General features: G+C 40.5%; 11 protein-coding genes. 7 read left to right on the forward strand and 4 right to left on the reverse strand.

Annotated features, from left to right (window positions below):
* Positions 1-196: 196 nt before the first annotated feature.
* The 4 genes from HG267_RS27100 (at position 197) to HG267_RS27115 (ending at position 4,919) form a co-directional block, all read left to right on the forward strand.
* The gene (locus HG267_RS27100; RefSeq protein WP_045872324.1) at positions 197-652 is read left to right on the forward strand and encodes a histidine kinase dimerization/phosphoacceptor domain-containing protein; all 456 of its coding nucleotides are present in this window, start codon (positions 197-199) and stop codon (positions 650-652) included.
* 62 nt (positions 653-714) lie between these two features.
* Positions 715-1,365 carry a response regulator transcription factor gene (locus tag HG267_RS27105; protein ID WP_045872325.1) on the forward strand — a complete coding sequence of 217 codons (651 nt, stop codon included), beginning with the start codon at positions 715-717 and terminating at the stop codon, positions 1,363-1,365.
* A 487-nt stretch (positions 1,366-1,852) separates the two neighbouring features.
* Entirely contained in the window at positions 1,853-3,889 is a 2,037-nt protein-coding gene (gene ligA / locus HG267_RS27110; RefSeq protein ID WP_045872326.1) for an NAD-dependent DNA ligase LigA, read from the forward strand.
* A gap of 394 nt (positions 3,890-4,283) precedes the next feature.
* A complete protein-coding gene (locus HG267_RS27115) occupies positions 4,284-4,919 on the forward strand; it encodes an FHA domain-containing protein (RefSeq protein WP_045872327.1) in 636 nt (211 codons plus the stop codon).
* 73 nt (positions 4,920-4,992) lie between these two features.
* Here the strand turns inward: HG267_RS27115 and HG267_RS27120 are convergent, their stop codons facing one another.
* Both HG267_RS27120 and HG267_RS27125 read right to left on the reverse strand, forming a co-directional pair.
* Positions 4,993-8,043: a PAS domain S-box protein gene (locus tag HG267_RS27120; protein ID WP_081584085.1), complete on the reverse strand. Its 3,051-nt coding sequence runs from the start codon at positions 8,041-8,043 to the stop codon at positions 4,993-4,995.
* 520 nt (positions 8,044-8,563) lie between these two features.
* Positions 8,564-10,432 (reverse strand): response regulator, encoded by a 1,869-nt coding sequence (locus tag HG267_RS27125; RefSeq protein WP_045872328.1) that lies wholly within the window; start codon positions 10,430-10,432, stop codon positions 8,564-8,566.
* 587 nt (positions 10,433-11,019) lie between these two features.
* Here HG267_RS27125 and HG267_RS27130 point away from each other — a divergent pair.
* From HG267_RS27130 to HG267_RS27140, 3 genes are all read left to right on the forward strand, one after another.
* Positions 11,020-11,517, forward strand: coding sequence for an LptA/OstA family protein (locus HG267_RS27130; protein WP_045872330.1), 498 nt, complete (start codon positions 11,020-11,022; stop codon positions 11,515-11,517).
* A gap of 30 nt (positions 11,518-11,547) precedes the next feature.
* Positions 11,548-12,276: an LPS export ABC transporter ATP-binding protein gene (gene lptB / locus HG267_RS27135; RefSeq protein ID WP_045872331.1), complete on the forward strand. Its 729-nt coding sequence runs from the start codon at positions 11,548-11,550 to the stop codon at positions 12,274-12,276.
* 209 nt (positions 12,277-12,485) lie between these two features.
* Complete coding sequence (locus HG267_RS27140; RefSeq protein ID WP_045872332.1) at positions 12,486-13,601, forward strand: LptF/LptG family permease; 1,116 nt, start codon at positions 12,486-12,488, stop codon at positions 13,599-13,601.
* Here HG267_RS27140 and HG267_RS27145 read toward each other — a convergent pair.
* Together HG267_RS27145 and HG267_RS27150 are read right to left on the reverse strand one after the other, a co-directional pair.
* Positions 13,592-13,756 carry a hypothetical protein gene (locus HG267_RS27145; RefSeq protein WP_210403123.1) on the reverse strand — a complete coding sequence of 55 codons (165 nt, stop codon included), beginning with the start codon at positions 13,754-13,756 and terminating at the stop codon, positions 13,592-13,594. The two genes, HG267_RS27140 and HG267_RS27145, sit on opposite strands and share 10 nt — an antisense overlap.
* A 26-nt stretch (positions 13,757-13,782) precedes the next feature.
* A complete protein-coding gene (locus HG267_RS27150) occupies positions 13,783-14,406 on the reverse strand; it encodes a CP12 domain-containing protein (protein ID WP_194007733.1) in 624 nt (207 codons plus the stop codon).
* Positions 14,407-14,789 lie beyond the last annotated feature (383 nt).

A 14,789-nucleotide genomic window follows, 5' to 3' on the forward strand; every position in this document is an offset into this window, starting at 1 on the left:
ACAAATGACAAATGACAAATGACAAATGACCAACCTACAACTTTGGTCTGACCCCTAAAGATAACCTCATACTTTTTATCTATACCAGCGATTGACGCTCAACTAAAGTAGGAAAAACTCAACAACAGATAGTCAAATAATTAAAATCAGGTTTTAATAATGCATATAACCTTTTGTCAACCAAAGCCCCAAATATATGATTCCTGTTCTGTTGTTGACCCTAGGGTGCTTGATACTAGTTTGCCAATTAGTAAACGCACTATCAATCTATCGAGAGAAATCTCAACAATTAGTTTTAATTAAAGATAAGAATTATGAATTAATTAATTTGTATAAAGGCTTAGGTCAGTCGATGATGGCTTTAAATATCCAACTGCAAGCAGCGCAAAAACTGTGGACAGTCAAGCCAATAGAAGCACAAGAATCGCTGACTGAAGCTTACCAATTAAGTGGAGAATTGATGCGAGAAGTCCGACAAATTGTCAGAAGCATGGATACAGTAAATACTGTAGTTTGCTTAGAGTCAAACCCAAGCCAAAATCTCCCAAGTTGTTGGAGTTACTTTATTCAACCCACCTATGAAAAATCTGATATACTGCCCAATATCAGACTTTTAGTTTCAGAAAAAAGGCAAATTACCCATGACCAATAACAAAAATATTTAACTTTTGTAATTGGTCTCTACAATCTTAAAACCCAAAATCCAAAATTATGATGATTCGCTTATTACTTGTAGATGACCAAAGTTTAGTTCGCCAAGGTCTGAAAGCAATGCTGAGTTTAGAATCAGACTTAGAAATTGTGGGTATGGCAGAAAATGGAGAAGAGGCAATTGCACAAGTTGAAAAATTACAGCCAGATATCGTATTAATGGATGTGCGAATGCCAGTGATGAATGGTGCTACTGCTACCCGCATCATCTGCGAAAAATTTCCTCAAGTTAAAGTTTTAGTTTTAAGCACTTACGATGATGACCATGATGTGAATGAAGCCATTCGCTCTGGTGCAAAAGGTTATCTTTTAAAAGATATGCCTTCAGAAGAACTTGTTAACGCGATTCGCAGCGTTCATCGCGGATATGCACAACTCGCACCTGGGCTGTTAGAACGAGTAATTATGCAAAAACAAGCCCAACCAACGCCACCTCAACCTATTCACCCAGCATTATCTTCATTAACACCCAGAGAATTAGATGTAGCAAAGTTAGTTGCAGTTGGTGCAACGAATCAAGAAATTGCTCAACAGCTATTTATTTCAGAAAGTACAGTTAAAACCCATATCAATAGCATTTTTAACCGTCTAAACATTAAAAATCGCGCCCAACTCGCGATTTATGCCAATTCTGTTTGTTCACCTGGCTTATAAGAATTTTCTATCAAAACTATTCAAAAATATTTGCGATTAGTGACTGAGTACTGGTATATTCAGGGAAAAGGTTTGGCTAATTACCAAACCTTATGAATAGAAGTGAAAGACTCAAGTCAATTAAATCATTCTTAACCATTGCGAGTAAATCTACCTTAAGGATGTATGCAGATAAGGTAGATACTGCTATTGAAATGTGGCAGTATAATTGCTTGAATATGGGCATGGGGCATTGGTTAATGAGTAATGAGTAATGAGTAATGAGTAATGGGTAATGGGTAATTTATTCTCCCCCTGCTCCCTGCTCCCTGCTCCTCTGCTTCCTCTGCTAACAAAGCGATGGAATATTTTTTTAGTTGGAAGTCCCTAGCCAAGCTAACTACTTTTGGATACACACAATTACAAAGCGAGTAGCTATACTAGCAACACATAGCCTAGATAGGCCTGAACGTGAAATTCTATTCGCTAAGTATTTTGCAAAAAATCAATGATACAGAGTCAGCCAGAAACCAAGCGTGTAGAAGAACTACGCCGATTGTTGCAGCAAGCTAGTTATGCTTATTACGTTTTAGATGCACCCATTATGGAGGATGCAGTCTATGACCAGCTATATCGGGAATTGCAACAATTAGAAATCCAGTATCCAGAGTTAATTACACCCGATAGTCCTACTCAGCGCGTGGGTGAAAGACCTGCAACACAGTTTACTTCGGTGCGGCACAATATCCCGCTGTACAGTCTGGAGAATGCTTTTAATATTGATGAATTGCAATCATGGGATCAGCGTTGGCGGCGACAAGCGCCAAAAATTGCAGCCGCAGAATATGTCTCGGAACTGAAAATTGATGGTTCTGCGATCGCACTTACCTATCAAAATGGTATCCTCACCAGAGGCGCAACTCGTGGTGATGGAGTAATGGGGGAAGATATCACCCAAAATGTGCGGACAATTCGCTCAATTCCCTTGCGCTTAAATTTTGAAGGCTTAGAAATTTTAGAAAAGGTAGAAGTCAGGGGTGAGGCGTTTTTACCCTTAGATGTATTTAAACAAATCAACGAAGAACGGCAAAAAGCCGGCGAACAGTTATTTGCTAATCCCCGCAATGCCGCAGCTGGTACACTCAGACAATTAGACTCCAAAATTGTTGCCCGCAGGCGTTTAGATTTCTTTGCTTACACCCTGCATATTCCTGGCAGAGATGATGCTAGTATTGCCAATACTCAATGGGAAGCTTTGGAATTACTACAAAAGATGGGCTTCCGGGTTAACCCCAACCATAAGCTATGCCCTTCTTTAGCGGAAGTTGCTGAATACTATAACTATTGGGATACAGAAAGGCTGAATTTACCCTACATGACTGATGGGGTAGTCGTAAAGCTCAATTCCTTTAAGCTTCAGGAACAGCTAGGATTTACGCAAAAGTTTCCCCGTTGGGCGGTGGCGTTGAAGTATGCAGCCGAAGAAGCACCTACCCGTGTAGAAAATATTGCAGTAAATGTTGGTAGAACAGGCGCTTTAACACCATTAGCAGAAATGCGCCCCGTACAATTAGCAGGAACAACAGTTTCCCGCGCTACCTTACACAATAGCGATCGCATCGCCCAATTAGACATCCGCATCGGTGATACTGTAATTGTTCGCAAAGCTGGGGAAATTATTCCAGAGGTGGTACGAGTACTCACAGAACTCCGTCCCCCAAACACCCAACCCTTTATCATGCCAAGCAATTGCCCAGTTTGCGGTCAGCCAGTGGTGCGGGAATTGGGTGAAGCCGTGACTAGGTGTGTTAATGCTTCCTGTGCCGCTATCCTCAAAGGTGCAATAGAACATTGGGTTAGCCGCGATGCTTTAGATATTAAAGGGATGGGCGAAAAGCTAGTACATCAACTCGTAGATAAGGGTTTGGTGCATTCCGTAGCCGATTTATATGACTTGACAGAAGAAAAATTATATGTATTAGAAAGGATGGGGCAGAAATCAGCGCAGAAATTAATTGATGCGATCGCCCAATCAAAAAATCAACCTTGGTCAAGGGTATTGTATGGTTTAGGCATCCGTCATGTTGGCAGTGTCAACGCTCAACTATTAACCGAGAAATTTTCTGATGTTGAGAAGATAACTCAAGCCAGACAGTCAGATATTGCCGGGATTTACGGTATTGGTGTAGAAATTGCAGAATCAGTACACCAATGGTTTCAAATTCATGCTAATCAAACTTTAATTTCTCGCCTCCAAGCAGCTGGTTTGCAATTAGCAAATTCCGCAGAAACATCAACAATTACTGATAGTAATCCCCAATTTACAGACAAGACTTTTGTAGTTACAGGGACTTTACCGACTTTAAAAAGAGATGAAGCCAAAGCTTTAATTCAAAAAGCTGGCGGTAAAGTTACAGATTCCGTGAGTAAGAAAACAGATTATTTAGTGGTAGGAGAAGATGCTGGCTCTAAATTGGCTAAAGCTGAAGCTTTAGGTATTACCCAGTTAACAGAAGCTCAGTTATTGCAGATGTTAGAGAGTTAATTATATTGTCGACAAAGTCGTTCCCGCAGGGTAGTGGCTTCCCGTTCGCGTAGCGTCTCTGCAGGAGAAGGGTAGTGTAATGCACCTTATCCCTGTTGTGTCACTCTTTGATTTTTGAATTCCGCGCAGAGATACTAGCTCAAAAATTTTAATTTTAATGATTTAAAAACTAGTAAAAGCCTCTCAGGGCAATAGTTAGCTAATTTTTCTGTGGTGAAAATTCAGTTTAAGATACTTTATATTTGTGGTGTATGTAGTCTCAAGACAAAAATCACTAACTAACTGGGTCTACATTTGCTGAGATACTAATTAATCGTCATGGCCAGTGTTGACTTAGTAAAGTAACCCTCCTGCACTGTCCCTTTACAACCTATACCTGATTAAGTAAGGTCTTATGCCTGCAAATCGGTGCCCTAACCCAAATTGCGAATATTTTAACCGCGCCTTGCCCAACAATGCGAAAGTTTGTCCTTGGTGTTCTACTCCTTTGGCTAATTTAATTACCCCTACACCAAGTAGACCTACTGCACCGCCACCGCCGCCGCCGCCACCCCCACCACCGCCACCGCTACCCGTACAACCTGTAGTTAATCCACCTAACTATCAACCCGTTGTTAATTATCCCAAGGATGATCAACAACGGGTTAATCCCCCTGTCTCAGCAGTACAACCTGTCTATACCCCACCGCCACCCGGATTACCTATTATCAAACTGATTCATACTACAGGTAGAGAGTTTCAATGGTCTGGAGAAGTCGGTTTTATTGGTCGCCGCAGTCAAAGCATGACCCTTCCACCAGAAATTGACTTAACTGGTTTGCCTCATGAAGGTATAATTTCTCGTCGTCATGCACGCATTTATTGGGACTGGCAGCAAAATACCTACATGATTGTTGATATGAGTACAAATGGTATTTATTTAAATAACAAGCTCTTAAATCCGGGTATGCAATATAGTCTACGCAATGAAAATTTATTGCAGTTTGGACAGGATAATCTCGTGCGATTTACAGTTTATATTATGTTTTAAAAATAAAGGGTAAAGATGTGAAAAATCAGAAAAAGGTAGAGAAAAATTATCAATCACACTTGACCCTTGACCCTTAAATTACAACTTTAGACTTTTGAGTTAAAGGAATTGTAATTACAAATTTAGTGCCTTGTCCAGGCTGTGAAGTACATTCCAAAGAACCACCATGTTTTTTGGTAATAATTTGATAGCTAATAGCAAGTCCCATACCTGTACCTTTACCAACAGGTTTAGTGGTGAAGAAAGGGTCAAATATTCGCTGTTTAATATTATCTGGAATTCCTGCACCATTATCGGCAATAATAATTTTTACTTGATGATTGTCTAGAAATTCGGTTTGGATATAAATTTGGGGATTTTTGATAGATAATAATTCTGCCGTTGACAACTGATTATTGATAACGGCATCTTCTAATACATCGATCGCATTCACTAAAATATTCATTAATACTTGGTTTAGCTGCCCAGAGTAACATTCAACTAAGGGCAGGTTGCCGTATTCTTTGATCACAGTGATTTTTGGTACTTGATTGTTACCCTTGAGGCGGCTTTGCAGAATCATCAGCGTACTATCTATTCCCTGATGGATATTAACTGCTTTCATCTCAGCTTCATCCAAACGCGAGAAAGTTCGCAGCGAAAGTACAATTTCCCGAATGCGGTTAGCGCCAATTTCCATAGATTTAAGTATTTGGGGAAAATCTGACCTGAGAAAATCCAGTTCGATCAGTTCCACAAAATCTGCAATTTCTGGCACAGGTTGGGGATAGTATTTTTGATAGAGTTCCAATAGCGTTAGTAAATCTTTACTATATGTATTGGCATGGTTGAGATTTCCATAGATAAAATTTACCGGATTGTTAATTTCGTGGGCGACACCTGCAACTAATTGTCCTAAGCTAGACATTTTTTCACTTTGAACTAACTGGGTTTGGGTTTGTTGTAGTTCCCGCAATGCAGCTTGGAGTTGTTGTGCTTGTTGTCGTAGTCGTGCTTCTGAATTTAGCAGTGCTGCTTCAGCTTGCTTGCGTTCGGTAATGTCGCGGAAATACCAAATTCTACCGTAACAGTTACCAGCAAGCGATCGCACTGGTGCGGAATAGCGATCAAAAATCCGTCCCGATTTGAGTAAAATTTCATCACGGCTGTATTCTTCGAGATGCTGATAGAGATACTCAACTTTGGTTAAAAATTCTGTGGGATTCTTTAGTTGCTCTAGTACCCATTGTAGAAGTTGGCGATCGTCACCTGTTTCTAGTACTTCTGGCGGAATTTGCCATAAGTCAGCAAAATTTTGATTATATGATGCTACTAAGCGATTCTCATCAATAATCAAAATGCCATCAATGGAAGCTTCTTGTTGTGCTTGCAATATAGCATGACTGCGGAGTAAGGCTTGTTCTGCTTGCTTATGTTGCGTAATGTTAGTAGCTGTGCCAGTGGTACCGATAATATTCCCAATTTCATCTCGCAATAAGCAAGCATTACACAACAAATTTAACCGCCTACCATCTTTAGCCAGAACAACAGCTTCATAGTGGAAAACTGACTCTTCGCTTAGTGTTTGAGGCACAATATTGAGGCCTTGATGAATTTGTTCTGGTGGCTCAAACTCGCTATAGTGACGACCAATCATTTCTTCTGGTTCATAACCATAGATAGTTTGCACGGCCTGGTTGACAAAGATAAAGTATCCTTTGTCATCCACTGACCAAATCATGTCTTGGGAAGTTTCCACTAAATGACGATACTTACCCTCACTTGTTTGTAAAGCTTCCTCAGCTTGCAGGCGCTTGATACCTAAAGCAATCTCATTAGCGCTTAATTTCAAAGCATCCAAGGTTAATTCTGTTAGGGGATGACGGGCAAACATGGCAATTACACCGACTAAATTCCCGTCCAAGATTAAAGGATATCCCGCAAAAGCCACCATACCTTCACGCTTTGCCCACTCTTTATCCCCCACACGCGGATCTTCTAACACTGCATTAGTTAAGTGAGGTTGACGTTCTTCAGCAATTAATCCAATTTTAAACATCCCTACAGGAACACGCCTGTGGGGCCCATCTATATGGGTATACATTCCCGAACTAGCTTGTAGTTCCAGTACGTTTTCTTGAGCATTCAACGTCCAGACGCGAGCAAAAGCAGCATTCAAATGTTTGACTATAGCATCAGTACAACCTTTCAAACATTCCTTAAGTGTAGAGCTTTGAGTAATAGCAGTATTAACTGCTACATGAAATGCAGCTAAGGATACTTTTTCTGCAAGTGCTAATTCTGCTTCTTTACGCGCAGTAATATCTTGACAAGTAACTAAAATGCCAATGAAATTGTTTTGTTCATCTTTTAAGGTAATTTTATTAGTTTCTAACCATAGTTGTTTACCATCTGCTTTTATATAGCATTGGACAATACCATACTCTGGTTTTTGGGATTCTATAACTTGGAAATCTGACTCCCAAAATAAGTTGACATTGTCTTGCTGTTGCATTAGTTCATAATCAGTTTTGCCAATAATCTGATTTGGGCAATCTTTACCCATAATTTCCGCAAATTGTTGATTGCAACCTAAATAAACAGAATTAAAATCTTTCCAATAAGTTGCGAGAGGGATATTATTTATTACTTGTTCTAATACTTGTTTTGATGAGCAAACTTTTGCTGATTGCAATTTTTCTTTGCTAATATCACGAATAATACCTACTAAAAAATGATTACCATATTCATCTTCAACTCGAGATTTTTTAATTAAGAAAAAACGAGTTAAGCCATCAGAATTGGTCAAACATTCCTCTGTTTCCTGAACTATGCCAGTATTAAATATAAATTCATCTTTCTCATACAGCCTATCTGCTTGTTTTTTAGGAAAGATGTCATATTCTGACTTACCAATTAATTCTGATTCATGAAATCCAATCAAACGACAATAGGCATTATTAAGGAATACCCAGTGATGTTGGCTGTCTTTAACAAATACTGGATCGGATATACCATGAAGTATCTGAAGTAGAAACTCTGGATATAAACTCATTTCTTGCATATTATCTTGATGTTGCTCATCTTCTAATAATGTGTTAATAATCACATGACTAGTTAGACAAAAATTTTTGTCGTATGACATATATGTTTAGTCATATATAAACTCTAAATATATACACTATACATACAAGTAAAATTGAATATTAAATATTGCTGATTATTTTATGGAAAAAATATATTTACTTTTAAAAAGTAGTGGTAAAACATAACATAAATATATTTTTTCATGAATTATTCAGATAAATATTACTGGAACATAGCTTTAAATTATTAATATCATCTCCTATTTTTTAGTTTGATATAAATATTTTTAAAAATGCGACATTTATCTAAGTGTTCCACTTTGAGCCTATTTAAGCGAGAGTATATAAAAAATTTTTGAGGAATCTGTGAGTAAGCATAATTTTCAAGCCTATAGCTTTTTGCAGAAGAGATTTACATTACTTAATAGCTATAGGCTTCATAGCTTTTACACAAGTTAATAAATAATTAATGTTTCATAATTTACCTTGATGACAGAAAGCCGACTTGGGGCATTGGATGCTTTTCCCATGCCTCAGCCTCATCCTTTGAGGGGTGGGATGAGCTTAATTAGAAGTCCCTTAGCGCTGCTCTAGTCGATTGCGTACACGGGTTAAGAGTTCTGCTGCGATCGCGGATTTATAAAGAAAGTCATCTCCACCAGCAGCAAAGCATTGCTGTACAATCTCGGCCTCTGTATGCGCTGATAAAAATAAAATAGGCAATTTCTGCCAGCGAAAATCATTACGAATTACTTGGCATAAATCAAGTCCGTTAATTGTTGAAGATAGAGAATCAGTTGAGTCAGATAGTTCGATATCTAAAATCAACAAATCGGGATCTGTTTGCTCCAAAGTTGTCCAAAAATTTTGTGGTGAATCAACTAGCGTCAGATGATAACCCCAAGGCTGCAAAATATGACGCAAAAGATGCGACATTTGCGGATCGTCTTCCATAATCAGCAGTTTTTGCGGAATTGGGCTTGACTGTTGCAGTACTTGAGTAACAGCTCTTAAAACTTGATTCGCAGCAATTGGTTTCTGCAAAAATAACTTACTGCCTAATCTAGCTGCTTCTAAGCGATGGGCAAAATCTTCCTTTGCCGTTAAAACCAGAACTGGTAGGTTAGGGTGCTGATTATATAGCGTGGCGAGAAAATTTAAACCGCTACCTGGGGCACCAGGAAAGTTGAGATCCAGTAATATCACATCTGGAAGCTGGTCAACCAAGAAACTTTCGGCTTGCTGCAAATCTGTGGCGACTTCTACAACAATTCCTTGCATTGCGGCTTTCGTGGCTAGATGCCTTGCCAGCACTGCATCGTCATCCACAATCAGCAAGCTAGTTCCATGAACAACCTTTGAGCCACTTGTCTGTGCTGGATGGGTTCGAGCTGCGGCTGATTGCATTTCCTGCTGTAATGCACTTACCAAGTGGACTAGTTGCTGGATTTGTAAAGAAGAAATGGATTCTGCTTGCGTGAGGATCTGCTGAATTTGTCGTGATATTCGGGAAGCTTCGCCTAAACCAAAACTACCCAATGAACCAATCAGAGTGTGCGCTTCATATTCTGCCGCCTGCTGCAATTCTGGGGAAATTTGACCATTTTTCAATGCTGTCACAGCTTGTTGAATAATCATGAGGCGATCGCAATAAGTTTCGCGCATCTCTTCCCACACATCTGAAATAAATGTGGTGAGTGATGATGGGGTCAAAATTGGCGAAGTTGCAACTTGTTCTTTGGGGCTTTCCTGTTCTCTGCGTTTGAGGCGATATCCTAACTTATAAATCGTTTCAAAAATTTCTCCTACGCCAGCTTTTTTTAATTTATTCCGCAAGCCTTTGACATGTGTTCGCACAGCCCAGTCGCTGGGAGCTTCATCACTCGTCCATAGCCGATCAATTAATAAACTAGCACTGAAGATATGGTCTGGATTTCTTAAAAACAGTTCTAAGATGGCATACTCTTTGGCTGTGAGAAGAATAGGCTGCCCTTGATAAGTGACTTGGCAATTATTAGGATTGAGGCATAATTCACCCCATTCCAACAGAGGCGATCGCGTAATGTAACTACGCCGCAGCAGCGATCGCACCCTAGCCATAAATTCATCGAGATCCACTGGTTTCACCATATAGTCATCAGCACCAGCATCTAGCCCAATGACTTTATTCATCACGCTGTCGAGTGCAGTTAACAACAAGATTGGCGTATTTTGATTTGGCGATCGCGCAACATTGCCATTTTGTAGCCGGATGCGTTTACAGAAATTGATCCCGTCAAGCTTGGGTAAAATTAAATCCAGTACAATCAGGTCATAAACGGAACTTTGCGCCAGATCCCAACCTTGTTGCCCATCTGGTGCTAATTCTACCTGGTAGTTCTGAGCAATGAGAGTGGCTCTGAGCAATTGGGCAAGACTTTCATCATCCTCTATCAATAACAATTTCACACCGACTCTATCCTCAAAGCTGTTAGAGGTTGCTAGCGATCGCAATCTGACAAAAAATTTACTTTAGCTTTTTTGATTTAACACAAAATAGCTAGTGATTACATTGATTTCCTACTGAATTTAGATTTCCCAAAAAAAATTAGCCCCTAACAAAAATCTGCGCTTTTTCCAGTTTTCTGAGCCAAAAGTAAACATGGAACAGGTCATAATTTTGAATTATTTGTCTCCCTCATCCCCCTCATCTCCCTCATCTCCCTCATCCCCCTCATCCCCCTCATCCCCCTCATCCCCCTCATCCCCCCTCATCCCCCTCATCCCCCCTCATCCCCCTCATCTCCCTCATCTCCCTCATCTCCCTCATCCCCCTCATCCCCCTCATCCCCCTCATCCTTTCCCAGTTAGCCATTTATCTGGAAAGTTCTGGAATTAGACTTTACAAACAGATATTTGGACGAAACCTTAATGGTAAGGTAAGCGTCAATAGCGTCAGCATTTATGCGAAATTAGTCCAGATGCTATTTTTTACTGTTGGATAAAGTAGTTGAGATAATTAAAATACAAGCTAAAACTCTAAATTGTAAATTGCTATGATACTGTCCTATAAATTTCCGCGATCGCAAATCCGGCGCTTACTCTTAGCCTTGGTGTTACCTGCTACAATCTTTGGCGCAGTAGCTTTTCCCTACCAAGTGCAAACCGTTACTGCTCAAACATCCACAGGAAACCGCCCGTTAACAATTCGCTCGGATGTTCAAGAGTATGATGCCAAAAGTCAAGTAGTAACTGCTCGTGGCAATGTGCAAATGTTGTATCCTTCGCGTCAGATTCAAGCCACAGCCGCCCAAGCACAATACTTTAGCAAGGAACGCCGCATAGATTTCAGTGGCAATGTCTATATTTTGCAACAAGGTGGCAATAGTATTCGCGCAGAGAAGGTGACATATTTGATTGATGAGGGCAGATTTGTGGCTTTACCGCAATCTAACCGTCAGGTAGAGTCGATTTATATGGTACAGGACGGTGAAATTGGCGGACAATCTGCCAGATCTGCCCCAAAAACCCCACCACTCAAAGGTTCTAATTAGTAGTAGTTACTCTCAAGGGGCATCTCTAGCGTGAAAATTGTCTTAGAGAACATCCACAAATCTTACGGCAAGCGCCAGATTGTCAATCGTGTTAGTCTTTCTGTTACCCAAGGAGAAATTGTTGGGTTACTAGGCCCAAATGGCGCTGGTAAAACCACAACCTTTTATATTGCTACAGGTTTAGAAAAACCAAATCAAGGAAAAGTCTGGCTGGATAATTTGGATATTACAGCGCTACCAATGCACAAAAGGGCAAGATTGGGCATTGGCTATCTAGCCCAGGAAGCGAGCGTGTTTCGCCAGCTGACAGTACGAGACAATCTACTTCTAGTTTTGGAACAAACTAATGTGCCAAACTGGGAATGGTCGGGACGAGTACAAAATTTACTGCGAGAATTTCGCTTAGAAAAAGTGGCAAACAGTAAAGGAATTCAACTTTCTGGTGGGGAACGACGGCGGACTGAATTAGCTAGAGCTTTAGCATCTGGTAGAGAAGGGCCAAAGTTTTTATTTTTAGATGAACCCTTTGCGGGAGTCGATCCCATTGCTGTTTCGGAAATTCAGCAAATTGTAGCCCGACTACGCGATCGCGGCATGGGTATCTTAATCACAGATCACAATGTCCGCGAAACCCTAGCAATTACTGATCGTGCTTATATCATGCGCGAAGGACAAATTCTGGCTTTTGGTAATGCGAATGAGCTTTATACCAACCCCCTCGTGCGTCAATATTATTTGGGGGATAACTTCCAAGTTTAAAATGATAGATATTCAATAATAGCTGCTCAAAAATTTTTCGTCTTAATGATTTAGTGCCAATTTAGAGTTTTTAATTAATTTAAATATCAATTCTAAATCATCAATATTAAATGCCCAATGACATAAATATTTCATTCTCAAGTTAGCTTATGGTATCAAAAAAGCTCACATCTTTTTATAGCCTCAATTCGCTGATGCCTTTTACGCTCATGGATCGCTATCTGACCAGCGAATTGCTACCGCCATTTTTATTTGGTGTAGGGGCTTTTTCGTCAATTGGTGTGACAATTGATGCCGTATTTGACTTAGTTAGAAAGATTGTAGAATCCGGTCTACCAATAGATATTGCTCTTCAGGTTTTTTTATTAAAACTACCAACTTTCATTGTTTTAGCCTTTCCTATGTCCACGCTTCTAGCTACTTTGATGACTTATAGTCGTCTTTCTAGCGAGAGTGAATTAATTGCTTTACGTGGCTGTGGGGTAAGTGTTTATCGCATGGTTTTGACTGCTGTAATGTTAAGTTTGGTAGTGACAGGCTTGACATTTTTGTTTAATGAGCAAATCGCACCAGCTGCTAGTTATCAAGCAAATATGACTTTACAGAATGCTTTAAAGTCAGATAAGCCAATTTTGAAGCAGCAAAATATTTTTTACCCCGAATATCGGGATGTAAAAGAGCGAGATGGTAGTAATACCAGGATACTGACACGCTTATTTTATGCTGACCAATTTGATGGTCAACAGATGAAAGGTTTAACAATTATTGACCGTTCCGAAGAAGGTTTAAACCAAATTGTTGTAGCAGAATCAGGGCGATGGAACGGTTCGCAAAACGTTTGGGATTTTTATAACGGCACTATTTATTTAGTATCTCCCGATCGCTCTTATCGCAACATTTTACGGTTTGAACACCAACAACTGCGACTTCCCCGCACACCATTAAGTTTGGCAGAAAAAAGCCGTGACTACGGTGAGATGAATATTTCCGAAGCTGTAGAACAGCTAGCCGTAGAACGTCTCGGTGGCGATCGCCAAAAAATTCGGAAATTGGAAGTACGGATTCAGCAAAAAATTGCCTTACCCTTTGTTTGTGTAGTTTTTGGCTTAGTAGGCGCAGCAATGGGCAGCATACCCCAGCGCACAGGACGCGGTACCAGTTTTGGTATTAGCGTGATTGTAATTTTCTCCTATTACTTTCTCAGCTTTATTACTGGTGCTTTAGGACAAGCAAATGTCCTATCTCCCTTTATGGGAGCTTGGCTACCCAACTTTATCGGCTTGGGAACAGGGTTATTTTTATTAATGCGAGTTGCTCAAAGGTAGGAAATGGGGCATGGGGCATAGGGCATGGGGCATAGGGCATGAATAATTGGTAATCTCTCCTTGTCTCCCAATCCCCAGTCCCCAATCCCCAATCCCCAATCCCCAATCCCCAATCCCCAATCCCCAATCCCCAATCCCCAATCCCCAATCCCCAATCCCCAGTCCCCAATCCCCAGTCCCCTCAAGCCTTATACTGTCGCCGACATTCCGGCGCTTCGGGGTTGTCTTTACAGTATTCTTCAAAAGAAACTTTAGCTGACTCCATACCTTCAGCTTTTTGGTGAGCTGCTTCGGCTTGGAGTTCTTCAACTTCATCCCAAGCGGCGGCGCAGGCTTTAGAATAGGCTCCTTGTTCAGTACAAATACCACGAGCTTGTGCGATCGCTTGTTGAATTCTCTCTTCTAAGACTATGGCTTTGGGAGATTCTACAAAGTCACTTTTTGTCAGAATATCGGTAATCGAGATAATCCCTAATAACTTACCTTGAATCACAGGTGCTCTACGAATCCCAGTATTAGCAAACAACCGCGCCACATATTCCACGCTCAACTCAGGATTAACGATAATGCAGGGCTTAGTCATGATTTCGTAAATCCTGACCTGTTTTGGATCTTTACCGTAAGCTGTAACTTTGTAAACAATATCCGTTTCTGTGACTATGCCATAGGCATCATGCTCATGACGACGATCCACAACCAAAGCGCGCAATCCTTTATCCTTCATTAGCCCCACCGCTTCAGCAACAGTCGCCGAACCGCGAATGGTAACTACGTTCCTGGTCATGATATCTTCAGCTTTCATCATTGCTGTAGTCTCCTGGTAAATAGTAATGCGATGCAAGCGCCAGGCGACAGCGCACACAATATTGCTAAGTAATGAGTGCGGTAGACGCTTCTGCGACTTCCCGCAGGGTAGAACCACTGCGCCTTTACGGGTTTCCCGGCTTCAAGCAAGTGGCGTTGCTGAATGGTGAGTAATTCTTACAGTTGAACTTTGAACTCAGCAGTCTTTTAGGCAGCTACAACAATAACCTTAGACTAGCTTTCAACTCCTGATGATATCGAAAGTGACCGAAGAAAGGCATAAGCCTGATTGTAGGGTGAAGAAGGTTGAAGAAAATAATTTTTTCCTTTGCCAATAAGGTTTTAAGCCTCTCAATTTATTTATGAAAAAAAAAGAAAGAATTC

The organism is Tolypothrix sp. PCC 7601 (assembly GCF_025677855.1).
In the GTDB taxonomy this organism is placed as follows: Bacteria; Cyanobacteriota; Cyanobacteriia; order Cyanobacteriales; family Nostocaceae; genus Aulosira; species Aulosira diplosiphon.

Bases quoted from the DNA above. Each gene is read 5' to 3' on its own strand.
- ligA (WP_045872326.1), top strand. From the start codon at position 1,853: ATGATACAGAGTCAGCCAGAAACCAAGCGTGTAGAAGAACTACGCCGA.
- HG267_RS27105 (WP_045872325.1), top strand. From the start codon at position 715: ATGATTCGCTTATTACTTGTAGATGACCAAAGTTTAGTTCGCCAAGGT.
- HG267_RS27115 (WP_045872327.1), top strand. From the start codon at position 4,284: ATGCCTGCAAATCGGTGCCCTAACCCAAATTGCGAATATTTTAACCGC.
- HG267_RS27150 (WP_194007733.1), bottom strand. From the start codon at position 14,406: ATGATGAAAGCTGAAGATATCATGACCAGGAACGTAGTTACCATTCGC.
- HG267_RS27120 (WP_081584085.1), bottom strand. From the start codon at position 8,043: ATGTCATACGACAAAAATTTTTGTCTAACTAGTCATGTGATTATTAAC.
- HG267_RS27100 (WP_045872324.1), top strand. From the start codon at position 197: ATGATTCCTGTTCTGTTGTTGACCCTAGGGTGCTTGATACTAGTTTGC.
- HG267_RS27140 (WP_045872332.1), top strand. From the start codon at position 12,486: ATGGATCGCTATCTGACCAGCGAATTGCTACCGCCATTTTTATTTGGT.
- HG267_RS27130 (WP_045872330.1), top strand. From the start codon at position 11,020: ATGATACTGTCCTATAAATTTCCGCGATCGCAAATCCGGCGCTTACTC.